Annotated in this window: 19 protein-coding genes; 6 read left to right on the top strand and 13 right to left on the bottom strand. The window is 63.7% G+C overall.

Annotation, left to right across the window (positions count from 1 at the left end; translation table 11 throughout):
- Positions 1-132 precede the first annotated feature (132 nt).
- The 5 genes from AD664_RS22700 to AD664_RS22680 all read right to left on the bottom strand — a co-directional run bounded on the left by AD664_RS22700 (position 133) and on the right by AD664_RS22680 (position 5,666).
- Positions 133-1,536 (bottom strand): ABC transporter substrate-binding protein, encoded by a 1,404-nt coding sequence (locus tag AD664_RS22700; RefSeq protein WP_053149988.1) that lies wholly within the window; start codon positions 1,534-1,536, stop codon positions 133-135.
- A 237-nt stretch (positions 1,537-1,773) separates the two neighbouring features.
- Positions 1,774-2,019 carry a ferredoxin family protein gene (locus AD664_RS22695; RefSeq protein ID WP_003180418.1) on the bottom strand — a complete coding sequence of 82 codons (246 nt, stop codon included), beginning with the start codon at positions 2,017-2,019 and terminating at the stop codon, positions 1,774-1,776.
- A gap of 24 nt (positions 2,020-2,043) precedes the next feature.
- Positions 2,044-3,789, bottom strand: coding sequence for a fumarate reductase/succinate dehydrogenase flavoprotein subunit (locus tag AD664_RS22690; RefSeq protein ID WP_172679756.1), 1,746 nt, complete (start codon positions 3,787-3,789; stop codon positions 2,044-2,046).
- Positions 3,786-4,538, bottom strand: coding sequence for a GntR family transcriptional regulator (locus AD664_RS22685; protein ID WP_053149986.1), 753 nt, complete (start codon positions 4,536-4,538; stop codon positions 3,786-3,788). The genes AD664_RS22690 and AD664_RS22685 overlap by 4 nt, the downstream gene beginning before the upstream one ends.
- Before the next feature lie 84 nt (positions 4,539-4,622).
- Positions 4,623-5,666, bottom strand: a complete 1,044-nt coding sequence (locus tag AD664_RS22680; RefSeq protein ID WP_053149983.1) for an AraC family transcriptional regulator — start codon at positions 5,664-5,666, stop codon at positions 4,623-4,625.
- A 204-nt stretch (positions 5,667-5,870) separates the two neighbouring features.
- On the opposite strand from AD664_RS22680, the gene AD664_RS22675 reads away from it, so the two are divergent.
- Positions 5,871-6,809 carry a transporter gene (locus tag AD664_RS22675; RefSeq protein ID WP_053149981.1) on the top strand — a complete coding sequence of 313 codons (939 nt, stop codon included), beginning with the start codon at positions 5,871-5,873 and terminating at the stop codon, positions 6,807-6,809.
- Between the two features lie 201 nt (positions 6,810-7,010).
- Here the strand turns inward: AD664_RS22675 and AD664_RS22670 are convergent, their stop codons facing one another.
- The 4 genes from AD664_RS22670 to AD664_RS22655 all read right to left on the bottom strand — a co-directional run bounded on the left by AD664_RS22670 (position 7,011) and on the right by AD664_RS22655 (position 11,135).
- Positions 7,011-8,294: a DSD1 family PLP-dependent enzyme gene (locus tag AD664_RS22670; protein WP_053149979.1), complete on the bottom strand. Its 1,284-nt coding sequence runs from the start codon at positions 8,292-8,294 to the stop codon at positions 7,011-7,013.
- Positions 8,294-9,592: a D-arabinono-1,4-lactone oxidase gene (locus tag AD664_RS22665; protein WP_371260984.1), complete on the bottom strand. Its 1,299-nt coding sequence runs from the start codon at positions 9,590-9,592 to the stop codon at positions 8,294-8,296. Before AD664_RS22665 ends, AD664_RS22670 begins: the two co-directional genes overlap by 1 nt.
- Before the next feature lie 115 nt (positions 9,593-9,707).
- Complete coding sequence (locus tag AD664_RS22660) at positions 9,708-10,079, bottom strand: cytochrome c5 family protein (RefSeq protein WP_053149971.1); 372 nt, start codon at positions 10,077-10,079, stop codon at positions 9,708-9,710.
- A 171-nt stretch (positions 10,080-10,250) separates the two neighbouring features.
- Positions 10,251-11,135: a LysR family transcriptional regulator gene (locus AD664_RS22655; RefSeq protein WP_042732153.1), complete on the bottom strand. Its 885-nt coding sequence runs from the start codon at positions 11,133-11,135 to the stop codon at positions 10,251-10,253.
- Between the two features lie 117 nt (positions 11,136-11,252).
- Between AD664_RS22655 and AD664_RS22650 the strand changes: the two genes are divergently transcribed.
- Positions 11,253-12,896 (top strand): GMC family oxidoreductase, encoded by a 1,644-nt coding sequence (locus AD664_RS22650; protein ID WP_053149968.1) that lies wholly within the window; start codon positions 11,253-11,255, stop codon positions 12,894-12,896.
- Between the two features lie 186 nt (positions 12,897-13,082).
- Positions 13,083-14,705 carry an MFS transporter gene (locus AD664_RS22645; RefSeq protein WP_053149964.1) on the top strand — a complete coding sequence of 541 codons (1,623 nt, stop codon included), beginning with the start codon at positions 13,083-13,085 and terminating at the stop codon, positions 14,703-14,705.
- Positions 14,706-14,860: 155 nt separating this feature from the next.
- Here the strand turns inward: AD664_RS22645 and AD664_RS22640 are convergent, their stop codons facing one another.
- On the bottom strand, positions 14,861-15,268 hold the full coding sequence (locus AD664_RS22640; RefSeq protein WP_042732097.1) for a response regulator: 408 nt from the start codon (positions 15,266-15,268) through the stop codon (positions 14,861-14,863).
- 243 nt (positions 15,269-15,511) lie between these two features.
- On the opposite strand from AD664_RS22640, the gene AD664_RS22635 reads away from it, so the two are divergent.
- Together AD664_RS22635 and AD664_RS22630 are read left to right on the top strand one after the other, a co-directional pair.
- Positions 15,512-17,437, top strand: a complete 1,926-nt coding sequence (locus AD664_RS22635; protein WP_053149961.1) for a DNA topoisomerase III — start codon at positions 15,512-15,514, stop codon at positions 17,435-17,437.
- Between the two features lie 573 nt (positions 17,438-18,010).
- Entirely contained in the window at positions 18,011-18,340 is a 330-nt protein-coding gene (locus AD664_RS22630) for a hypothetical protein (protein WP_053149958.1), read from the top strand.
- Positions 18,341-18,398: 58 nt separating this feature from the next.
- Here the strand turns inward: AD664_RS22630 and glsB are convergent, their stop codons facing one another.
- Positions 18,399-19,307 (bottom strand): glutaminase B, encoded by a 909-nt coding sequence (glsB, locus tag AD664_RS22625; protein WP_053149955.1) that lies wholly within the window; start codon positions 19,305-19,307, stop codon positions 18,399-18,401.
- 141 nt (positions 19,308-19,448) lie between these two features.
- Between glsB and AD664_RS22620 the strand changes: the two genes are divergently transcribed.
- Positions 19,449-19,643 (top strand): hypothetical protein, encoded by a 195-nt coding sequence (locus AD664_RS22620; protein WP_053149952.1) that lies wholly within the window; start codon positions 19,449-19,451, stop codon positions 19,641-19,643.
- Between the two features lie 9 nt (positions 19,644-19,652).
- Here the strand turns inward: AD664_RS22620 and AD664_RS22615 are convergent, their stop codons facing one another.
- Together AD664_RS22615 and AD664_RS22610 are read right to left on the bottom strand one after the other, a co-directional pair.
- Positions 19,653-20,657, bottom strand: coding sequence for a hypothetical protein (locus tag AD664_RS22615; RefSeq protein WP_256207132.1), 1,005 nt, complete (start codon positions 20,655-20,657; stop codon positions 19,653-19,655).
- Between the two features lie 919 nt (positions 20,658-21,576).
- Complete coding sequence (locus tag AD664_RS22610) at positions 21,577-22,506, bottom strand: ZIP family metal transporter (RefSeq protein ID WP_053149947.1); 930 nt, start codon at positions 22,504-22,506, stop codon at positions 21,577-21,579.
- Positions 22,507-22,519 lie beyond the last annotated feature (13 nt).

Raw genomic sequence — 22,519 nt, 5'->3', positions numbered from 1 at the left:
CTTCCTCTCAACCGAGATCCCTGTGGGAGCGGGCTTGCTCGCGAAAGCGGTGGTTCAGTCGACATCAATGTTGAATGTCAGACCGCATTCGCGAGCAAGCCCGCTCCCACAGTTCACTGAGTATTCTGACGATCAGCGCGCAGCAACCGACTGTGCCGTAGCTTCGGTAAAGTCCAGGACCTTGCCGCCCTGCTGCGCGGCAAACTGCTCGGCCTGGCCCTTGAGCAGGAACGCACTGAGTTGCCCCTGGGCATCGCGGGCGAACCACGCCTGCTCGGCCAGCAGCTTGATCCCGCTGTCACTGGCCTGCGCATACACGGCACGGATGCCCTTGCCTTGCTGCTTGAGGCTCGCCAGCGCGGCGAAGGCCGATTGCGCCGAGGCGTAGTGGCGCACTTTCGGTTCGCCCCGCACCCAAATCTCGGCGACTCGGCTGAAGTCGCTGATCGCCTGGCCCGTCGCGGCGTCGGGCGTGGTCAGTGGCGTCTGGGCGTAGTTGGCCAGTTGCGCGGCGTAATCCAGGTTCGAGGCCTTGAAGGCGGCACGGATGTACTGGTCATCGATGAAGGTATTGAGGTCCAGGCCACGATCGGCCTTCTTCAGCAGCTTGAGGGTATCGATGGCGGTGCCGACGGCTTGCCGGTACTCCGGCTTCCAGCTCAGGTCGCGGGTCTGTACGCCCAGCGGCCCATGGAACAGGTAATTGACCTCGGCATCCACGCCGGTGACCTGGGCGATCAACTCGCTGTACTTCTCAGGTTCCGCGGCCAGCAGTTGATTGGCCTCCAGGGACGCACGCAGGTAAGCGACCACGATTTCCGGGTAGCGCCTGGCATAGGCCTGGTCCACCAGCGCGCCATGGAACGTCGGCGCACCGGCCTGGGCGCCGTCGTAGATCTTGCGGGCGAACCCGCGGCTGGGGAACAGCTCGGCGAACGGCACGAAGTCGGCGTGGGCGTCGATCTTGCCCGCCTGCAACGCCGAGCCGGCCACCTCCGGCGGCTGGGCGATGATGTTCACGTCCTTGAGCGGGTCCCAGCCCTGGGCCGCCACGGCACGCAGCAACATGCCGTGGGCGGTGGACGCGAACGGCACGGAGATCGTCTTGCCTTTGAGTTCGGCCAACGCCTGCACGCCCGAGGCACTCGGCACGACGATGCCGTTGCCGCTGCCCCGGGTGCTGCCCGACAAAACGCTGATGAACAGGCTGTGCTTGCCGGCGGTCTCGAACGCCACGCCGTTGAACGCCCCCGGGAAATCGGCCATGGCGCCGAAGTCGAGTTTGCCGGCGACCATCTCGTTGGTCAGCGGCGCGCCGCTGGTGAAGTTCTTCCACTGGATGTCGTACTTGGCGTCCTTGTAGGCGCCGTCATGGGGCAGGTACTTGTCCAGCAGGCCCAGCTCACGGATCAGCAACCCGCCGGCGGCGCAGTTGATGGTGGTGTCCTGGGTGCCGATGGCGATGCGGATGGTTTCTGCCTGGGCAGGCAGGATCAATGAAGCCAGTACCAGACCGGCGAGTGCTGCACGCAACATGGGGGTTCCCCTCGAATCATTTATAGGAGGTTCGTCTCCGCCACGATCAGGGCGCGGTGGGAAACGAGGGGTGTTTTTGAATCAGGCGTCCGGGGGTGGCCGGATGGCTTCTTGGGTGTCAGGGCTGGCCTCATCGCGGGCAAGCCCGGCTCCCACAGGTTTATGGGTGCACACATCAACCGCGACTAGACTTGATCCACTGTGGGAGCGAGCTTGCTCGCGATGGCATCCTCCCAGTCAACGCAGCAGGTACGGAATCTCGACTTTCACCGCGCCGGTCGGGCAGTCCTTTTCACACGGCATGCAGTACCAGCATTCATCGAACGCCATGTAGGCCTTCTGGGTGGCCGGGTTGATCGCCAGCAGGTCCATGGGGCAAACATCGACGCACACGGTGCAGCCCTTGTGGGCGATGCATTTGTCCTCGTCCACGGTGACGGGGGCATTGGAGCGGAAGAAGATTTCCTGGGGTTGATAGGCCATGGGCGTTCTCTCTGGGTGGAAGGTTCACGCCGCGCTGGCGTCGACCCGCAGCCGGTCGTAGGCCTGCAGTTCTTGGGCATCGAGGGCGATGATGTAAGGCTCGACCGCTTTCTTGAAGGAGGTCATCGCGCCGTCATCGCCTTTTTTCAGGTGGCAATGGCAGAACCAGTCGCTGTCGTTGCGCTGCGGGTGATCGACCCGATAGTGGTACAGGCCCCAGCGGCTTTCGGCGCGAAACAGCGAGGCGCGAGCGGCCATCTCGGCGCAGTCGCGGATCACGCTGACCTCCATGGCGCGCATCAATTCATGGGCGTCGTGGGCCTTGATCTGGTCCAGGTCGCGCTGGATATCGCTGAAGCGTTGCAGGCCAATCTCCATCTTGCGGGTGACCTTGGGCGGTTGCAGGTAATCGTTGACGAAGCGCCGCAGCTTGTATTCCACCTGGGCCGGCGGCAAACCGTGAGCGCGCGTCAGGGGTGCGTAGACGCGAGCCTTTTCCCGTTCGACCTGGCTGGCATCCGGCGCCGAGAAATCCTTCCCGGCCACGAAGTCCGCGGCGTTATGGCCGGCAAACCAGCCGTAGGTGAATGCCCCGAGCATGTAATTGTGCGGCACCGCCGCCATGTCGCCCGCCGCGTACAGGCCCTTGACCGAGGTTTCGGCCCGCTCGTTGACCCACACGCCCGAGGCCGAATGGCCGCTGCAAAAGCCGATTTCGGAGATGTGCATTTCCACCATCTGCGTGCGGTAGTCGGTGCCGCGATTGGCATGGAACTGTCCGCGACTGGGCCGCTCGTTGCTGTGCAGGATCTCCTCGATGTTCTGGATGGTTTCCTCGGCCAGGTGATCGAGCTTGAGGAAAACCGGGCCATTGCCGCCCTCGAGTTCCTGGTGGAACTCCCACATCATCTGCCCGCTCCAGTAATCGCACTCGATGAAGCGCTCGCCCTTGTTGTTGGCGGTGTAGCCACCCAGGGGCCCGGTGACATAGGCGCAGGCCGGGCCGTTGTAGTCCTTGATCAACGGGTTGATCTGGAAGCACTCCAGGTTCGCCAGCTCGGCCCCGGCGTGGTAGGCCATGGCATAGCCATCCCCGGCGTTGGTGGGGTTTTCATAGGTGCCCATCAGGTAACCGGAGGCCGGCAGCCCCAGGCGCCCCGCCGCGCCGCAGCAGAGGATGACCGCCTTGGCCTTGATCACATGGAAGTCGGCGGTGCGGCAATCGAACCCCATGACACCGTTCACCGCGCCCTCTTCATCCGTCAGCAAGCGGGTGCAGACCAGCCGATTGGTGATGCTCACCCGCGCCCGTTTCAACTGGCGGTAGAGCACTTTCTTGATGTCGTGCCCTTCGGGCATCGGCAACACATAAGCGCCCATGTGGTGGACCTTCTTCACCGCGTAGTCGCCGGTTTCGTCCTTCTCGAACTTCACGCCCCAACGGTCCAGCTGCGAGAGGGTTTCGAAGCTGTGCGTCGCATAGGCGTACACCGCCGCCTGGTTGACGATGCCGTCGTTGGCGATGGTGATTTCCTTGGTGTACTGCTCGGGCGTCGAGTGCCCGGGGATAATCGCGTTGTTCAACCCATCCATGCCCATGCTGATGGCGCCGCTGCGCTTGACGTTGGCCTTGTCCACCAACAGCACGCGCAAGTCACGGTTGCGCTCCTTGGCCTTGATCGCCGCCATGGGCCCGGCCGTGCCGCCGCCGATCACGACGATGTCGTATTCCTGTTCCAGGGTGCTTCCAGTCACAGCGCTGTGGGTCATGCTTGCGTCCCTTTTTGCCGGTCGATCCGCAGGCGGTACTGGAAAGCATCGCCGCGGTAATAGAGGTATTCGAAGTCCAGCGGCTGGCCGCTGGCGTCATGGGTCAGGCGTTCGATGCGCATGATCGGCGAGCCCGGCTCGACCTCCAGTGCCTGGGTCAACTCGGTGTCGGCCAGCACCGCATCGATGGCCAGGTCGGCATGGCCGAGGGTCAGGCCGCAGTCGTTTTCCAGGATCAGGAAGATGTCGCGGGTGACCAGGTCGGCCTTTTCCAGACGTTCGCCAAGGGCCTTGGGCAGGTAGGTGATCTCCAGGGAAACGGGCTCGCGGTTGATCAACCGCACCCGCTTGACCTGCGCCACCGTGTCGCCTTCGGCAAGGCCCAGGCGCTCGGCCACGCGTTTGTCCGCGGCAATGAAGCGCAAGCTGTGCAACCGGTTGATCACCTCGAAGCCGCGCCCGGTCATGGACTCGGCCAGGCCCTGGAGGGTGCTGACGTTCTGGAAGGTCTTGGGCTTGGCGACGAAGGTGCCTTTGCCATGGATCTTGAAAATCAGCCCTTCCTTTTGCAGATCACCCAAGGCCTGGCGCACGGTGATGCGACTGACGCGAAACAGCGCGCCGAGCTCGCTTTCCGAGGGCATCTGGCTGCCCTGGGGGTATTCGCCGTCGAGAATCCGCGCGCGCAGCACGTCGCGCAATTGGGTGTGCAGCGGCACGCTGTCGAGGGAAAGAACGTTGTTGGACATGGACCCTATCACTTGTCATAACGAGTTATGACGTGATCTTAGGGAAACCGCCCGTGGCTTGAGAAATACCGTTTGGACATAACCTTAGAGCCGCGCCTCGGCGCCCTCGCTACGAAAAGCACTGGGACTCATGCCGGTCCAGCGCCGAAACGCCCGGCGAAAACTGCGCACATCGCTGTAGCCCACTTCTTCGGTAATCCGCTCGATGGACAGCTCGGGGTTCGCCAGCAGGTTCAGGGTCCGACCGCGCCGGACCTGTTCGAGCAAGGCCTCGAAGGTCAGGCTGTGCTCCGTCAGGCGCCGGCGCAGGGTCCGGCTGCTCATGTTGAGGTCGCTGGCGATTTTCTCGATGTGGCTGCCTCGGGTCAGGTCCCGGGCAATGGCCCGTTCCACGGCCTGGATCAAGTCGATCTTCTGGTGAACCTCGGCGGCCTCCTGCTCCAGCAAGGCCAAGGCCTGGCGCAAGGCCAGCGGGTGATGATTGGGCAGGCGCATGTCCAGCCAGCGAACGTTGATCAACATGCGATTGTGCCGGCAACCGAAGCGCACCTCCGGCCCCAATATGCGCTGGTATTCCCGGGCATAGGACGGCGCCGCGTGCATGAACTCCACGGCCTCTGGCTTGAAATCCGGGCCGGCCAGCGCTCGGCCGTAGACCATCAGGCTGGCGAAGAACTCCTCGACCGCAAACACCTGGATCTCGGCGAACGGCAGGCGGCAGGTCGCCTCGACCCTGATCTGCTCGGCGGCTTCCTCGACACTGGTCACCGCGATGCCACCCGTGGTGTGTTGGTAACGCACGCCCAGGGCGAAGGCATCGCGCAGGGTTTCGCACAGCGACAGGACATGGCCCAGCAGGCCCAGGGTGCCCAGCACGTTCCGGTCGCCGACCCACAGGCCCAGGCCTTGGTCGGGCAGCAGCTTGAGCGCACGCTGGATCATGATCACGGCCTGGCGATAGGAAATCCGCTGGGCCGGGTCCTGCAGATCATCGAGGCCAAAGCCCAGGCCGCGACACAGGCTGGCCGCATCGAAGCCTTTGTCCGCCACCACCTCGGCCAGGGTTTGCAACAGGAAGGGCGATACCAGCGCCAGTTCATAGGTGGGGTCGATGACTTTCATCTGCATGGCGGGTTCCGGAGCACGTTAGGTGGCGTTTTTGTAACCGGTTGTTTCATGAACGTTAGCATGCCCCGGCGCAATGGGGGACACAAAATCTGGCCGCCCAAGTCCCCTGCGTGGCCGCCAATACCCTGCCCTGGCCGCCACTAACGGCTTATTTCTATGGCTCGGACTTTCGGTGCATCACCAACAATAATAATGAGCCCCCCTATGAACCCGATCCGCACGCGCTTTGCCTTGCCCCTTGCCTTCGGCCTGACCGTTACGCTGCCCGCCCTGGCGACGGAATCCGGCGTCGACAACATCGGCCCCGGCACCGACGGCTTCTTCGTGTTGCCGCTGGAGGTCGACAGCCTTCCCGACAACATGGTCGCGTTCAACCTCTACTACAACCATTACAAGGCACGAAAATTCAACATCAGCTCATTGGGCGGCGACGTGCCGAAGGTTGAAATCGAATCCACGGCGGTGGTCCCGCGGATCGACTACCTGAGCCCGTTGCGGGTGGCCGGCGGACGGTTGGGCATCTACGTCGCCCAGCCGTGGCTCAAGCAGGAAGTGTCGGTGTTCGGGTTGCACGACACCCGCGAGGGCATGGGCGACACGACCATTTCACCGATCGTGCTCTGGGACATGGGCAAGAACCTGACCCTGGCCGCGGCGGTGGAAATCACCGTGCCGACCGGCGAATACAGCACCGATCGACTGGCCAACACCAGCAACAATTTCTACACCTACAAACCGCTGTTCTCCTTCACCTGGCTGCCCACCGAGGCCACCGAGGTGTCGATGAAGACCACCTACAGCTTCAACCGCGAGAACAAGGACACCGACTACCGCTCGGGGCAGATCTTCCACTTCGATTATTCGGCCAGCTACCGGGTCACCGACAACCTGCGGCTCGGGCTCAACGGCTATTACCTCAAGCAGACCACCGACGACAAACAGTACGGCCGCACGGTGCAATTCGCCGGGCAGGACGTCGACGACGGCGTGCGCGGCCAGGTCTTCGCCATCGGCCCGGCGGTGCACCTGACCTTCCTCAAGTACGCCAGCGCGGAAATTCGCTGGGCCAAGGAGTTCGACGTGGAGAACCGTCCGGAAGGGGAAATGCTGTGGGCGAAGGTGAGTATTCCGTTTGCGTTCTAGGGTGGCATTGGTGTTCTAGAGGCGCACTGGCCCCCCGTGGCGAGGGAGCTTGCTCCCGCTCGGCGGCGCAGCCGGCGTAAATCCAGCTGACGCGGTTGCTCTGGAAAATCACCTTTCATATGGGGCGGCTGCGCCACCCAGCGGGAGCAAGCTCCCTCGCCACAGGGGTTCTGTTTTCAGGCCGGCTCATTGCAGGCAGGCTCAGCCATAGACCGGCCACCGCTCGACAATCCGTCCACCGCGCACCGCCAGCAAGTCACCGAACTGCAGCAACACAGACTCTGTCTGGGTGGGCCGCAGGAACACCTGGTCTTCCAGCTCCAGCCCCACCGCTTCGGAACCGTTGACCATTTCCTGGTTGGAGCTGCGGCCATAGAGGCTGTTGCTCTTCAGGCCGGGGGGCGACTCGAAGTCGGCCATCCAGTTGCCGCCGTAGATGAAAAACGTCGCCCGCTGGTTCACATCCCACCAGGAAAAGACCCGAGACTTATCGTCCAGCGCCGGGATGTTCACCGCGCCGGTGCGCTTCAACACCGGCGTGGCGATGTAGGCCGCCGGCACGTGCTCGCTCAGGGACGGCAGGTCGTAATGGCTGGGCTTGAGCATGGCCGTGCCCACCGACACTTCGGTGCTGAGGTTTTCCTGCTCGTGCAGCCGATAACTGGGGCTGCCGGCGGTGTTGAAGGTCAGGCTCGGGTGCCACAGGTCCGGGTAGCGCAAGCGAACGAAATCCACCCGCGCGGTGTAGATCGCCATGACCCGGGCCAACAGCGTCTGCGGGCTCGCCAACACTTCGGGCACGCCCATGCCCACGAACGGGTCATAACCCATGAACCCGGCGAACTCCAGTTGCGCCGGATGGGCCCGGATCAGCTTGAGCATGGCCTCCAGGCCCGCCTCGTCGGTCACGCCTCCGCGGTGCAGGCCAACGTCCAGTTCGATATTGACCCGCAACCGCGTGCCCAGGCCTTGGGCCAGGGCTCGGTACTGTTCGAGCCGCTGCGGGGTGTCCAGCAACCACTGCAACTGCCGCGCGGGGTCGAACGGCCCCTTGTGCAACTGGAAGAACAGCTCGGCGGAGCGCACCGGCAGCGGCTTGCCCAGCAGGATATCGGCGTCGGGAAACTGCATCGCGTCGTGGTTGAGAAACGGCTGGTGGAACGACATCAACCGCCGCGTCTCGGCCCGCTGGCCGATGTAGGCCAGCAACCCGGGCGACGGCAGTGATTTTTCCACCAGCCGCAACTGTTTGCCGGTGCGCCGGACCGACGCCTTGACCACGTCGATGTTGTGGTCCAGCCGATCGAGGTCCACCAGCAGCACCGGGCGCATCGGGCCGTTGGCCTTGAGCTCGCGGTTCAACTGGTGGAAGTAATCACTGTACGGCCCGCCCTTGTCCTGCGGGCGTAACAGCACCGCGGCCCCGGCGAGCAGCACCCCCGCGCCCAACGTTCCCTTGAGAAACCCTCGACGATTGAAGCCCATCAGCTCACCCCCAGGATCGTGGACAGATGCCCGTTGAGAAACTTGCCGGCGGGGTCCAGGGCCTGACGCACCTCGGAGAATTCCTGCCAACGCGGGTACAGCGCCTGGAGCGCCCTGACGTTGAGCGAGTGCAACTTGCCCCAATGCGGACGGCCCTGGTACTTCCAGAAGATCGGCTCGACGGCGGCAAAGAAATTGTGGTGGTCCATCTGGTAATGCTGGTGCACGGAGATCGAGCAGCTGTCGCGCCCCTCGAACATGCTCAAGGCGATGTCGTCGGCCTTGACGTAGCGGTACTCGATGGGAAACCAGGTGCGCAGGTCCTTGTCGCGAATCAGCGCCAGAATCTCCCGCAGGCACGCCGGGCCGTGTTCGGCCGGCACCGAGTATTCCATCTCGTTGAAGCGCACGGTGCGGGCGTTGGCGTAGATGTCATGGGAGTCGCCGACGCGATCGTCGAAACTGGCCAGCAGGCGCAGGTTGTTCAGCAGCATTCGTCGGGCCGCGGGAAAATCGCTGCCGTACTTGTCGAGTTTTTCGATCAGGGTGACGAATTCGTTGCCGCCCTCTTCTTCCGGGCTGATGGGCGGCGTGGCCGGGTCGCTGGTTTCGTTCAGGGCGATGGCCAACGCATAGTCGGAATGGGTGACGACCTGCATTTCCCAGTGCTGGTTGTCGCGGGTGTGGGCGTCGATGTCTTCGAGCAATTCTTCGGTTTTTGCCACCCACTGGCGCTCGCGCAGCCGATAGGCCGGGCGATTCTGCAAGCGCACCCGGGTCACCAGCCCCAGCGCCCCCAGGGACACTCGCCCGGCCTTGAACACCTCGGGGTGGCGATGGGCGTCGCAATCGAGAACCTCGCCACTGGCGGTCACCAGTTGCAGGCCAACGACCTGGGACGCGTAGGAGCCAAACGCCTTGCCGGTGCCATGGGTCGAGGTGGCGATGGCGCCGGCCAACGTCTGGTAATCCACGTCGGCCATGTTCGGCAATGCCTGGCCGACGGCCTTGAGTGCCGGGCCCATGCGCGACATGGGCGTACCGCCGCCGAACTCCGCTTGCAGGCTGGCGGCGTCGTGATCGAGCAACCCGCTGAAAAAGCTCAGCGACAGCAAGGTCCCGTCCGTGGGCACCAGCGCGCTGAAGGAATGCCCCGAACCCACCGGCCGGATGCGACCTTCGGCGCGGGTCACCACCTGCACCAGTTCATCCAGGTCCTTGGGCGCCAGGCGCGCCAGCGGCAGGCAACTTTGCCCCCCCGACCAGTTGCGCCAGGGAATCAGGCGCGGCGCGCGCATCAGCTCGGCCAGCGCGCTATGGCTGCCGAGCGCGGTGAACGCCGCGACAACGCCGGCCCCTTGCAGCAACCGGCGCCGTGAAAAATCCATCGTCATGCCGTCGTACCCTTGTCTGTTATTGGAGAGATTGGCCGGACATGAAGGCGATCAGGGCCAGGAACTGTTCTTCGGAACAGTGCATGCACAAACCCATCGGCGGCATGCCGTTGTAGCCATTGATCGCGTGGTCCAGCAGGGTGTCGGTGCCCTGGGCCACGCGCGGCGCCCAGGCATGGGTATCGCCGGTCAGCGGCGCCCCGGCACCGGGGTTGGCGTGGCAGAGCTTGCAACTGCTGTCGTAGACCTGGGCCAGCGCCGCATCGGCGGGCATGGCCGTGAACACCGTGGGTGCGGGTGGCTTGGGTTCCTCGCCGCAGCCGGCGAGCAGCGCGCCGAGCAGCATGACGGCGGCGGTATGAAGCAGTATCGGTGGTGTGGTTGCCGGCATAGGGCCCCTCTTCGCGGCGCATGGCTGCGCCTTTCTTGTTGTGGGTCAGGCAGTTCCCACGTTAAGGCACGCCGGCGTGGCGGCTGAGGTCATTGGGGGCCATAAAAGGGGGCTTGGGCGGCCAGTGCCTGTCGCACCGCCGATTGAACTGGCCACAGAAAGGCTGCGCGGCTAAGGAAGCAACAACCCCTGCTCCCGCTCGCACAACTGCACCACGTAATCCCACAACACCCGCAAGCGCACCGACTTGTGCAGTTCACGGCGGGTGCTGATCCAGTAGCTGCGGCGCAGGGTTTCATCCGGCAGCAGCGGCACCAGCGTCGGATCGCCGCTGGCCATGTAGCAAGGCAGCACGGCAATGCCCAGGCCGGACCGTGCGGCCTGCTGCTGGGCGATGACACTGGTGCTGTGGAACACCACCCGAGGGTGGCGGCAGAAGCCATTGAGGAACATCAACTCCTGGCTGAACAGCAAGTCGTCGACGTAGCCGATCCAGGCATGGCGGGCCAGGTCTTCACGGGTGCGCAACGGTGGCGAACGGTCCAGGTAGGCCTGGCTGGCGTACAGTGCCAGGCTGTAGTCGGTGAGTTTGCGCGTCACCAGCAGATCCGCCGCCGGGCGTTCGAGGTGGATGCTGATTTCCGCCTCGCGGTTGAGGATGCTGACGAACCGCGGCACCGCCACCAGCTCCACTTCCAACCCCGGGTAACGCTGGAACAGCCCGTCCATGCGGCTGGCCAGGAACATGATGCCCAACCCTTCGGTCACCCCGAGGCGAATCTTGCCGAGCGGCGCACTGGACTGGGTGATGTCCTCCTGGGCCAGCAACGCCACGTTCTCCATGGCCTCGGCATGCTTGAGCAGCGTCTCGCCGGCGGGGGTCAATTCATAGCCCTGGGCATGCTGGACGAACAGCGCCGTGCCCAGGCTCTTCTCGATGGCCTCGATGTGCCGGGCGACAGTCGCGTGGGTGGTGTTGAGCCGCCGCGCGGCCGTCAGCAAGCGGCCACTGCGTTGCAGCTCCAGGAAGTACCGCAGGTCATTCCAGTCAAACATGGTCGCTCCTTGCACATCGCTGTTCATAAACGCACAGCCGCTGCGCAAAAACTAACATTCTTTAAACGAAAACTAACAACTAGGATGAATCCCACAACAACAATAAAGAGGTCGCGGATGCAACCTGTCGTCGATGAATACGATTACGTGATCGTGGGCGCCGGCCCTGCCGGATGCCTGCTGGCCAACCGGCTTTCAGCCAACCCGCACCACCGGGTGCTGTTGCTCGAAGCCGGTGGGCGCGATAACTACCCGTGGATTCACATCCCGGTCGGCTACCTGTTCTGCATCGGCAACCCGCGCACCGACTGGTGCTTCAAGACCGAAGCACAACCGGGCCTGCAAGGACGCGCCCTGAGCTACCCACGCGGCAAGGTCCTGGGCGGCTGCTCGTCCATCAACGGCATGATCTACATGCGCGGCCAGGCCGCGGACTACGACGGCTGGGCCGCCGAGGGCAATCCAGGCTGGACCTGGAACGATGTGCTGCCGCTGTTCCGGCAGAGCGAGAACCACTTCGCCGGCGCGTCGGAGCTGCATGGCGCCAGCGGCGAATGGCGGGTCGAACGCCAGCGCCTGTCATGGCCCATTCTCGATGCATTCCGCCGCGCCGCCGAACAGAGCGGCATCCCCAACGTCGACGACTTCAACGGCGGCGACAACGAAGGCTGCGGTTACTTCCAGGTCAACCAGAAGGCCGGGGTGCGCTGGAACGCGGCCAAGGCTTTCCTCAAACCGATCCGCCAACGGCCCAACCTCACCGTGCTGACCGAGGTCGAAGTCGATCGCGTGTTATTACGCGACGACCGTGCTCATGCCGTGCGCGCCCGCTGGCAAGGCAAGGGCATGACCTTCAAGGCCCGCAGGGAAATCGTGCTGTGCGCCGGGGCGGTGGGGTCGCCGGGAATCCTGCAGCGCTCGGGGATCGGCCCCCGCGCCCTGCTGCAACGCCTGGGGATCGGCGTGACGCATGAACTGCCCGGCGTCGGCGGCAACCTGCAGGACCACCTGCAACTGCGGCTGATCTACCAGTTGGAAAATGCCCGGACCCTGAACCAGATCGCCGGCACCCTGTGGGGCAAGATGGGCATGGGCCTGCGCTACCTGTACGACCGCAGCGGGCCGCTGTCGATGGCGCCCAGCCAACTCGGCGCGTTCGCCCGCTCCGGGCCCGAGCAGACGTCGGCCAACCTTGAGTACCACGTGCAACCGTTGTCCCTGGAGCGATTCGGCGAACCGCTGCACAGCTTTGCCGCGTTCACCGCGTCGGTCTGCGACCTGCGCCCGCAGAGCCGTGGCCGGGTCGACATTCGCTCGGCCGAGCCCCATCAGGCGCCGCTGATCCAGCCCAACTACCTGAGCCATCCGGAAGACCTGCGGGTGGCCGCCGACGCCATCCGCCTGACCCGACGCATCGTCGCGGCACCGGCCCTGGGCGCCTTCAACCCGGTGGAATACCTGCCAGGGCCCAGCCTGCAGACCGAAGAAGAATTGCACCAGGCCGCCGCCCGTATCGGCACGACGATCTTCCATCCGGTCGGCACCTGCCGAATGGGCCAGGACCGCGACGCCGTGGTGGACGCCCAGTTGCGCGTGCACGGCATCCGCGGCCTGCGCATCGCCGACGCCTCGATCATGCCGCGCATCACCTCGGGCAACACCTGCTCGCCGACGCTGATGATCGCCGAGAAGGCGGCGCAGATGATGCTTGAGCCGCAGGCTCGGAACACCACCCTCCAAAAGGAAACCGCCTCAGTTTGAAGACCACACTATCCCTGCGGGAGAGGCAGCGTATCAGTGAGCGATGATGTCGGCTGACACACCGCTTTCGCGAGCAAGCCCGCTCCCACAGGGGGAATGTACCGATCCAAGGAACGCAGCACGCTACAAACGCCCACCGGCGTCGACAGTGGAACAACAAAAACAATCACTGTGAGGGATATCGCTATGTCGGAACATGTTCAGCCCCTGGAAGCCACGCGCAGCGCCGGCACCAGCCGGGAAACCCAGAAGGTCATCTTCGCCTCGTCCCTGGGGACGGTGTTCGAGTGGTACGACTTTTTCCTCTACGGCGCCCTGGCGGCGGTGATCAGCAAGCAGTTCTTCGCCGGGGTCAACGACACCACGGCGTTCATCTTCGCTCTGATGGCCTTCGCCGCCGGCTTCATCGTGCGCCCCTTCGGCGCGCTGGTGTTCGGTCGGCTGGGGGACATGATCGGGCGTAAATACACGTTCCTGGCAACCATCGTGCTCATGGGCCTGGCGACCTTCTGCGTCGGCCTGCTGCCCAACTACACCAGCATAGGCATCGCCGCGCCGATCATCCTGGTGGTGCTGCGCATGCTCCAGGGCCTGGCCCTGGGTGGCGAATATGGCGGGGCCGCGACCTATGTCGCCGAGCACGCGCCCATCGGCAAACGCGGCTTCCACACCAGCTGGATCCAGTCCACGGCCACCCTCGGGTTGTTGCTCTCGCTGCTGGTGGTGCTGGGCTGCCGCTACTTCACGGGCGACCAGTTCGAAGTCTGGGGCTGGCGCATTCCGTTTTTGCTGTCGATCCTGCTGCTGGGCATCTCCACCTGGATTCGCCTGAGCCTGCACGAATCGCCAGCCTTCCTGAAAATGAAAGAAGAAGGCAAATGCTGCAAGGCGCCGATCCGCGAATCGTTCGGCCAGTGGGAAAACCTCAAGGTGGTGCTGATCGCGCTGTTCAGCATCAACGCCGGGCAAGCGGTCACCTTCTATGCCGCGCAATTCTACGTGCTGTTCTTCCTCACCCAGTTCCTGAAAATGGACCCGGCCCTGGCCAACAGCCTGCTGATCGTCAGCGTGGTCATCGGCGCGCCGTTCTTCATTTTCTTTGGCTGGCTCTCGGACAAGGTCGGGCGCAAACCGGTGCTGATGATCGGTCTGCTGCTGGCGACAGCGCTGTACTTCCCGATCTTCAAGACCCTGGCCCACTACGCCAACCCGGCCATCGACCAGGCGAGTCGCCAGGCGCCGATCAGCGTGATCGCCGACCCGGCCACCTGCACCTTCCAGTTCGACCCGGTGGGCAAGGCGCGCTTCGACAGCCCCTGCGACAAGGTCAAGACCTTCCTGGTCAAGCAAGGCTTGCCCTACACCAGCGTCGCCGCGCCGGCCGGCAGCCCGGTGCAGGTCAACATCGGCGACGTGAAGATCGACGGTTACGACGAAGCCGCCCTGCGCGGCGCGGTGACCTTGGCCGGCTACCCGCAACAGGCTGACGCCCAGCAGATCAACCGGCCGATGATCGTCGCCCTGATCGTGGCGCTGATCATCATTTCAGCAATGTGCTACGGCCCACTGGCGGCGTTGATGGTGGAACTGTTCCCGACCCGGATCCGCTACACCTCCATGTCCCTGCCCTACCACATCGGCAACGGCTGGTTCGGTGGCTTCCTGCCCACTGTCTCGTTCGCGCTGGTGGTCTATACCGGGGATATCTTCTACGGGCTGTGGTACCCGGTGGTGATCACTGGCGTGAGCCTGGTGGTGGGCATGATCTGCCTGCGGGAAACGCGGAATGTGGATCTCGACAAAAACTGAGGACCTGCGCTCATCCCGTGGCGAGGGAGCTTGCTCCCGCTGGGTTGCGCAGCAACCCCAAACGGTTCAATCGATAAATGCTCACGCATTACACAAAGGGGCGCTTCGCGCCCCAACGGGGATAAATCCCCTCGCCACAGATCCATCATTGCTTGTCAATGCACCGAATGATTCTTCACCGTGCTCTCCACCAGATCCAACATCTGCCCCAGTGCCCAGGGCTTGGCGATGAACGAGGCATGGTGCTTGATCCCCGCGCTTTCCGGCGTCTCGAAGCCCGACATGATCAGCAGCGGTATCTGCGGCCAGCGCTCCCCGGTGAGGTTGGCCAGGTCCGCACCGTCCAGTGTCCCCGGCATGGTGATGTCGGTGAGCAACAGGTCGACATAGTCGGAGTTTTCTTCGAGAAACGTCAGCGCTTCGTCGGCGCTTTCCCGGGGCTCCACGACGAACCCTTCTTCCTCAAGGATTTCACACAGGAACTCCAGGATCGTCGGGTCATCCTCAACGACGAGAATCAAACGTGTGGTCGTCTGCCCGTCGCCCTTCGGCATCGAATTCATGATCAGTGACTCTCCTAGACTTCATAGCTTTCTTTGCGGTTACACCCGCTCTGAAGGTTATGAGCGATGCCTCTTCGAGAAATTCATTTTTGCCTGTACAGATCCCGCCGAACGTCACGCCAGAGACGCTGGGGCAACGCACTGCAACGCTTGGTCTGTATATCCATACAGATAAAACTTGCCGCGACGCTCATCCATGACCATGCTTAGCACCCATCAGACCCGTCAGAGGAAACGGTCGCTATGCAGTTGTACCTGTGTGAGAAGCCCTCCCAAGCCAAGGACATCGCGGCCGTGCTCGGTGCCAAGCGCCGTGGCGACGGTTGCTGGTTGGGCACCGGCGTCACGGTCACCTGGTGCATCGGCCATCTGCTCGAAACCGCTGCGCCCGATGCCTACGACGCGCGCTACAAGCGCTGGGTACTGGCCGACCTGCCGATCGTGCCCGCGCAGTGGAAAATGACCGTCAAGCCGAAAACCGCCAGCCAGTACAAGGCGGTCAAGCGCTTGCTGGGGGAAGCCCGGGAACTGGTGATCGCCACCGACGCCGACCGCGAAGGCGAAATGATCGCCCGGGAGCTGGTGGAGCATTGCCGCTATCGCGGGCCGATCCGCCGCCTGTGGCTGTCGGCCCTGGACGAAGCGTCGATCCGCAAGGCCCTCGCCGCCCTGCGGCCGGGGGCCGACACCTTCAACCTGTATCACTCGGCCCTCGGTCGTTCCCGCGCCGACTGGTTGATCGGTATGAACATGAGCCGCCTGTTCACGCTGCTGGGGCGCCAGTCCGGTTATCAGGGTGTGTTGCCGGTCGGCCGCGTGCAGACACCGACGCTGCGCCTGGTGGTGGACCGCGACCGCAGCATTGCCGACTTCGTGCCGGTCGCCTATTGGGCCATCGACGTGCAGCTCAGCCACCAAGGCATCGCCTTCACCGCCCAGTGGCGCGCCGACCCGCAGGCCTGCGACGACCAGGAACGTTGCCTGAACCCGAGCCTGGCCCGGGATGCCGCCCAGGCCATGGGCGACGCCGCCACCGCCCGGACCCTGAAGGTGCGCACCGAGCGTCTGCGCGAAGCGCCACCGCTGCCGTTCGACCTGGGCACGTTGCAGGAAGTCTGTTCGAAGAAGCTCGGCCTGGGCGCCCAGGAAACCCTGGACATTGCCCAATCGCTTTACGAAACCTACAAACTCATCACCTACCCGCGCAGCGACTGCGGTTTCCTGCCCCTGAGCCAACACAGCGAGGCGCCGGCCATCCTGGCCGCCCTCGCCCAGGCCGACCCGAGCCTTGCGCCCTTGCGTGAACACCTGCAACCGCAGCGCAAATCCCGGGCCTGGAACGACGCCAAGGTCAGCGCCCACCACGGCATCATCCCTACAGCGGCGGCAAAAAGCCTCGACAAACTCGCCAGCAAGCAGCGGGCCGTCTACACGCTGATTCGCGCACGTTACCTGGCGCAGTTCCTGCCCAACCATGAATACGACCGGACCCAGGCCGACTTCGACTGTGCCGGCCAGGCCCTGCGTGCCGTGGGCAAGCAAATCATCGAGCCCGGCTGGAAGCGCGCCCTGCCCGAGGCCCTGGCGCCGGCCAAGGGCCGCGAAGCGCCCGCGCCGCAAACGCTTCCCGCACTGGTCGAAGGGCTTGACTGCGCGGTGGACGAGGTCCGGCTCAAGGACCTGTGGACCCAGCCCCCGAAGCCATTCACCGAAGGCGACCTGATCAAGGCCATGAAGAACGTCGCCAAACTGGTGGAGGATCCGCTGCTCAAGCAAAAACTCAAGGACACCACCGGCATCGGCACCGAAGCGACCCGGGCGTCGATCATCCAGGGGTTGCTCGATCGCGGTTACCTGGTGAAGAACGGCAAGGCCCTGTCCGCCACTCCGGCGGCCTTCAGCCTGATCGATGCCGTGCCCCGGGCCATCGCCGACCCAGGCACCACCGCCATCTGGGAACAGGCCCTGGACATGGTGCAAAGCGGTGAGATGAGCCTGGAAGAATTCGTCACCCGCCAGGCTGCCTGGATGAGCAAGCACGTCGCCCGCTGCCAGGGCATGAACCTGACCATCAGCGGCCCCGCCAGCCCGGCCGGCCGTGGCGCCACCCCGTGGAAGAACAAACGCAAGCCGGCCAAGCGCAAGGCCGCCAAAGCCAAGGCGACCTGACAGCCCCTGTGGCGAGGGGATTCATCCCCTCGCCACAGATAAGTCCAAAACCTGCCCTGCCCCACTGCGCGCCTGAAGATTTTTCATACCCAAACCATTTTGTCCGACAATATGTAGTGACTAAAAATAATCACTACAAAACCGTTGACGCCCACGATTTGCCCTTGCATGATGCAGACGTCTCCCCGATCGGGAGTACAGGCAACCGTTGGAGCAAGCTCGTCTGACCGCCGAGCTGTTTTTTGGATAAGGGACTGCCCACAAGGCAGATTGAAGGTGCTGACCTGGCCTGACCGTCCGGTAACAAGGACGAGAAACGTCGGTGAAGATCCTCATGACGCACGTGGTCGACCCTGCAAGGTTGACACTGACTGAAGATTCTTCGCTGTTTCTCTTCGTTGTAGCGCATTTGCGTAGCAGCCCTTCGATAACACTACATAACCACTGCATGACCCCGTCGACGTCTGACGGACGAATGCTGACGACCTGGTTTCGGTACCAGGCAGGCACTTACCGATAGCGAAGTTTTGCGAACCACCAGACAGATCAACCAAATGGTCAAGGGGCTTACACATGAATCTGAATGATCAACCAACTATTGATGAACTGGCTCGCATGTTCGCAGCACACAAAGACACCCTGGACAGCCACATCCTGTGGATCAGCAAGACAGGCCAGGTGCACATGGACTGCCTGTCGCCCTTCACCGAGGAAGGCGAGTTCGAGAAGAACAAGCAGGAGCTGTGTGCCCGCTTGAAGATGTACCGCCGTGGCCAGGGCTACGTTGGCAAGAAGGCTGCCGCCGACAAAGACTTCATCGGTCGCGTGCTGCAGACGCTGACCCAGGCCTGGCAGTCGATGCACAACACCTCGCAGGTACAGGTCATCGATCGCCTCTGCTGATTGCGCCTGAATGAAAGGGCCCGTTCCGTTACCCGGAACGGGCCCTTTTTCGTCGACCCTAGAACACCGACCAGCCGATCCGCTGGCTGAGCAATTCCAGCGCCGCCATGCCGGCCAGGGAGTTGCCGGCGGTGTTGAGTTCAGGTGACCACACGCACACCGAGAACTGCCCCGGCACCACGGCGACGATCCCGCCTCCCACGCCGCTCTTGCCCGGCAGGCCCACACGGTAGGCGAAGTTGCCGGCCTCGTCGTAGAGCCCGCTGGTGGCCATGATCGAGTTGACCTGCTGGGTCTGCCGCGCGCTCAGGATCTGTTCGCCGCTGTGCTTGCAGAACCCGTCGTTGGCCAAAAAACAAAACGCCCGGGCCAGGTCGATGCAGTTCATGCGCAAGGCGCAGTGGCTGAAGTAACTGCGCAGCACTGCTTCCACGTCGTTGTGGAAGTTGCCGAAAGACTGCATCAGATAGGCCATCGCTGCGTTGCGTGCGCGGTGCTGGTATTCCGAATCGGCGACCTTGCCATCCACCATCACCAGCGGGTTGCCCGACAGGCGCCGGACGAAATCGCGCATCGACAGCGCCGGAGCGGCGAAGCGCGACTGATTGATGTCGCAGATCACCAGGGCGCCGGCGTTGATGAACGGATTGCGCGGCCGGCCCCGTTCGAACTCCAGTTGCACCAGCGAATTGAAGGGCTGGCCGGACGGCTCATGGCCGAGCCGTTCCCAGATCGCCTCGCCAGAATGCTCGATGGCCTGCACCAGGCTGAAGACCTTGGAAATACTCTGCACCGAAAACGGCGTTTCGGCGTCGCCTGCGCAGTAAATCTCGCCGTCATTGCTATACACGGCAATACCCAATTGATTGGGCGCCACGGTCCCCAGGGCCGGAATGTAGTCGGCAACCTTGCCCTGACCGATCAGGGGGCGAACCGCATCGAGGATCTCGTTCAACAGTGCTTGCATAAACGCGGGGTCCAGTCATTCCCCGTTCGAGTGCGGGGATACAGACGCTAGACGCTGATGGACGGGACCGAAGCACATCGATGTGCGGGCTGCAAATCGAGCGGTCTATAGTTCAAAGGCTCAACCGAACGGAGGTGACCGATGCGCCAGATCATGCACAAAGAGCCCTGGTGGGCCTCGCCGCCCCAGCCGGGGCAGGATGAAAGCGAGTTGGAATGGGGATGGCTGGTGATCTACAGCGAAGGTGAGCCGCGCTTCGAATTCGTCAAGGAGCGGCCCTCGGACGAAGAGATCCGCCACCGCAAGGGGTGTCGCGTCACCCTCGACGCGCAGTGAGTCGCCCGCTCATGGCGTGAGCGGTGGCAGGACCACCGCCCGGTTGGCCAGGTCCGTTTCCACCAGGTTGCCTTCGATTTCCTCGTCCAGGTAGTACACCGGCGCCATCACCCCGCTGAGGGGATGCTTGAGCGACTTGAACCAGGCCTCGTCGAATGCCGCGCTCAGGCTCTTGCGGATCTGTGTTTCCATTTCCGGCCGCTCGCCTTCGTGAATGATCGCGCGAATGCCGGCCACGCCCACGGAAATCAATGCCCCCGCCGCTTTCCCGGCCACGGCCGCCGCCGCGCTGGTCGCCCCTCGCGTGGCGAATTGTGCCTGGATTTTTTCACTGGTGCGTTGCGCCACCGTGGCAATGACGGCGTCCGACGGACCCGAGCCGGTGGCGGCGGCCTTGTTGACGTGATCGATCAGCGCGACATAGGCCGGCAAGGTGTTCAGCGGTTGGGCGTGGACCATCTCGTACAACGACGCATTGCGCGCCGCCGGCGGCCCCAGATTGATGGCGGGAATGCCATGCAGGCGTCGATTCATCAGTTCATTCGGGACTTGATTGCGCAGCGCGATCACCTGGACCTGCTGATTGAGCAGCCGCAGGTAGTAGTCGGTCGCGCTGGCCCTGATCGCCTCGGGATCGATTTCCACCGCCACTGGCGCCAGGACCCGCTCGCGATACTGCTCTTGCAGATAAAGCGCCAGGCGCCTGGCAGAGGCATCGTCCTCGCCTTGGGCACTGGCGGAGTACCAGCTGACCTTCACCGCCAGCCATTCCTGGGTCCAGTAGCTGCTGAACCAGGGGATGAACTCGGCCTCGGTGCGCTCGTACACCAGCACCCGCCAATGCTCCATCGAACCGCGCGCATAGAGGCCAGCCTGTTCGATGGCGCTCTTCGACGCGGCGATGATCTGCCGGTCAACCTGCCGCCAGGTCTCCTGGGGAATAGCCACAGTAGCGGCCTGTTGTCCGCGCTGCGGCGTGGCGCACCCCGCCAGAACGAGCAAAACGGCCACCATCAGCGAACGCCACACAGTCGCGCCACCCCGGTTTCAGGTCACCCCAGGAGATGAGTATAGGCCTCGCAGCCCAAAGCCATCTCTGCCAGCCTTCGAATCTGCGGGCACCGCCAATCCCCTGTGGGAGCGAGCTTGCTCGCGAAAGCGGTTTGCCTGTACCGGTGATGTAGAAAGTGCCGACGCCTTCGCGAGCAAGCTCGCTCCCACACGGGATCGTGAACACCCACAGCATCCAGCCACCCCACCTAACCTGTGGGAGCGAGCTTGCTCGCGAAAGCGGTCTGCCTATAACGGTGATGCTGGAAGTGCCGCCGCCTTCGCGGGCAAGCCCGCTCCCACACGGGATCGTGAACACCCACAGCATCCAGCCACCCCACCTAACCTGTGGGAGCGAGCTTGCTCGCGAAAGCGGTCTGCCTGTACCGGTGATGTAGAAAGTGCCGACGCCTTCGCGAGCAAGCTCGCTCCCACACGGGATCGTGAACATCCACAGCATCCAGCCACCCCACCTAACCTGTGGGAGCGAGCTTGCTCGCGAAAGCGGTCTGCCTATAACGGTGATGCTGGAAGTGCCGCCGCCTTCGCGGGCAAGCCCACTCCCACACGGGATCGTGAACATCCACAGCATCCAGCCACCCCACCTAACCTGTGGGAGCGAGCTTGCTCGCGAAAGCGGTCTGCCTGTACCGGTGATGTAGAAAGTGCCGACGCCTTCGCGGGCAAGCCCGCTCCCACACGGGATCATGAACACCCACAGCATCCAGCCACCCCACCTAACCTGTGGGAGCGAGCTTGCTCGCGAAAGCGATCTGCCTGTACCGGTGATGTAGAAAGTGCCGACGCCTTCGCGGGCAAGCCCGCTCCCACACGGGATCGTGAACACCCACAGCATCCAGCCACCCCACCGCTCGGCAGGCCGTCAACCCAGCGCCGTATCGAGGAACATCATCACCGCAAACCCCATCATCAGCCCCAGGGTGGCCGGGGTTTCGTGACCGTTGCGGTGGGTCTCGGGAATCACTTCGTGGGACACCACGAAGATCATCGCTCCCGCTGCCAGCCCGAGGCTGATGGGATACGCGACCGCCACACCGGACGACATGCCCAGGCCGATCACCGAGCCCAACGGTTCCATCAGCCCCGACCCGATCGCAATCAGCGCAGCCCGCAGGGTGCTGATACCGGTGACCCGCAAGGCCATGGCAATAGCCAGGCCTTCGGGGATGTCCTGGAGGGCGATGGCGGTGGTCAGCGGCAGGCCGACCTTGAAATCGCCGTCGGCAAAACTGACGCCGATGGCCATGCCTTCAGGCAAGTTGTGCAGCGTGATCGCGAGCACGAACAACCAGACGCGGTTGATGCGTTCGGCCTGAGGGCCGCGTCGACCGCTCAATTCGTGTTCGTGGGGCACGAAGCGGTCCAGGCCGATCATCAGCGCCACCCCCAGCCCGAGGCCGACCACCACGACAAACGCTGCCAGCAATCGATTGCCACAAATGACCTGGGCGGCTTCGATCCCCGGCAGGATCAACGAGAAAGAACTGGCGGCGAGCATCATCCCCGCGGCGAAACCCAGCATGATGTCCTGGCTGCGCGACGAGATGTCCCGCAGCACCACGGCCATCACCGCGCCCAGGGCGGTGGCGGCAAAGCCGGAGGTTCCACCCAGTACTGCGTAGCCCAGGTTGTGTCGGTCAGCACCGACCAATGCGTTGTAGCCGCTGTAGAGCAACAGCGCGGTGATCACGGCCAGCCCCAGCCAAAAGCTCACCCCCAGCACCAGGTTGTTTTGCACCGGGTCCAGCCAAGTGCGCCAGGGGGAGCGGATCCGGGAGGTGGGCTGGTCCATCGAATGTCCTTAC

The organism is Pseudomonas sp. P97.38 (assembly GCF_001269745.1).
GTDB classification, from domain to species: Bacteria; Pseudomonadota; Gammaproteobacteria; order Pseudomonadales; family Pseudomonadaceae; genus Aquipseudomonas; species Aquipseudomonas chlororaphis_E.
The sequence above is the reverse complement of the archived record's forward strand: the minus strand, read 5'-3'. Positions and strand labels throughout refer to the sequence as shown.

What these genes read in the sequence shown, in the direction of transcription:
- AD664_RS22655 (WP_042732153.1), bottom strand. Translation starts at nt 11,135, where the DNA reads ATGTTTGACTGGAATGACCTGCGGTACTTCCTGGAGCTGCAACGCAGT.
- AD664_RS22690 (WP_172679756.1), bottom strand. Translation starts at nt 3,789, where the DNA reads ATGACCCACAGCGCTGTGACTGGAAGCACCCTGGAACAGGAATACGAC.
- AD664_RS22650 (WP_053149968.1), top strand. Translation starts at nt 11,253, where the DNA reads ATGCAACCTGTCGTCGATGAATACGATTACGTGATCGTGGGCGCCGGC.
- AD664_RS22685 (WP_053149986.1), bottom strand. Translation starts at nt 4,538, where the DNA reads ATGTCCAACAACGTTCTTTCCCTCGACAGCGTGCCGCTGCACACCCAA.
- AD664_RS22635 (WP_053149961.1), top strand. Translation starts at nt 15,512, where the DNA reads ATGCAGTTGTACCTGTGTGAGAAGCCCTCCCAAGCCAAGGACATCGCG.
- AD664_RS22680 (WP_053149983.1), bottom strand. Translation starts at nt 5,666, where the DNA reads ATGCAGATGAAAGTCATCGACCCCACCTATGAACTGGCGCTGGTATCG.
- AD664_RS22675 (WP_053149981.1), top strand. Translation starts at nt 5,871, where the DNA reads ATGAACCCGATCCGCACGCGCTTTGCCTTGCCCCTTGCCTTCGGCCTG.
- AD664_RS22670 (WP_053149979.1), bottom strand. Translation starts at nt 8,294, where the DNA reads ATGGGCTTCAATCGTCGAGGGTTTCTCAAGGGAACGTTGGGCGCGGGG.
- AD664_RS22615 (WP_256207132.1), bottom strand. Translation starts at nt 20,657, where the DNA reads ATGGTGGCCGTTTTGCTCGTTCTGGCGGGGTGCGCCACGCCGCAGCGC.
- glsB (WP_053149955.1), bottom strand. Translation starts at nt 19,307, where the DNA reads ATGCAAGCACTGTTGAACGAGATCCTCGATGCGGTTCGCCCCCTGATC.
- AD664_RS22645 (WP_053149964.1), top strand. Translation starts at nt 13,083, where the DNA reads ATGTCGGAACATGTTCAGCCCCTGGAAGCCACGCGCAGCGCCGGCACC.
- AD664_RS22640 (WP_042732097.1), bottom strand. Translation starts at nt 15,268, where the DNA reads ATGAATTCGATGCCGAAGGGCGACGGGCAGACGACCACACGTTTGATT.
- AD664_RS22620 (WP_053149952.1), top strand. Translation starts at nt 19,449, where the DNA reads ATGCGCCAGATCATGCACAAAGAGCCCTGGTGGGCCTCGCCGCCCCAG.
- AD664_RS22665 (WP_371260984.1), bottom strand. Translation starts at nt 9,592, where the DNA reads ATGCGCGCGCCGCGCCTGATTCCCTGGCGCAACTGGTCGGGGGGGCAA.
- AD664_RS22700 (WP_053149988.1), bottom strand. Translation starts at nt 1,536, where the DNA reads ATGTTGCGTGCAGCACTCGCCGGTCTGGTACTGGCTTCATTGATCCTG.
- AD664_RS22630 (WP_053149958.1), top strand. Translation starts at nt 18,011, where the DNA reads ATGAATCTGAATGATCAACCAACTATTGATGAACTGGCTCGCATGTTC.
- AD664_RS22695 (WP_003180418.1), bottom strand. Translation starts at nt 2,019, where the DNA reads ATGGCCTATCAACCCCAGGAAATCTTCTTCCGCTCCAATGCCCCCGTC.
- AD664_RS22610 (WP_053149947.1), bottom strand. Translation starts at nt 22,506, where the DNA reads ATGGACCAGCCCACCTCCCGGATCCGCTCCCCCTGGCGCACTTGGCTG.
- AD664_RS22660 (WP_053149971.1), bottom strand. Translation starts at nt 10,079, where the DNA reads ATGCCGGCAACCACACCACCGATACTGCTTCATACCGCCGCCGTCATG.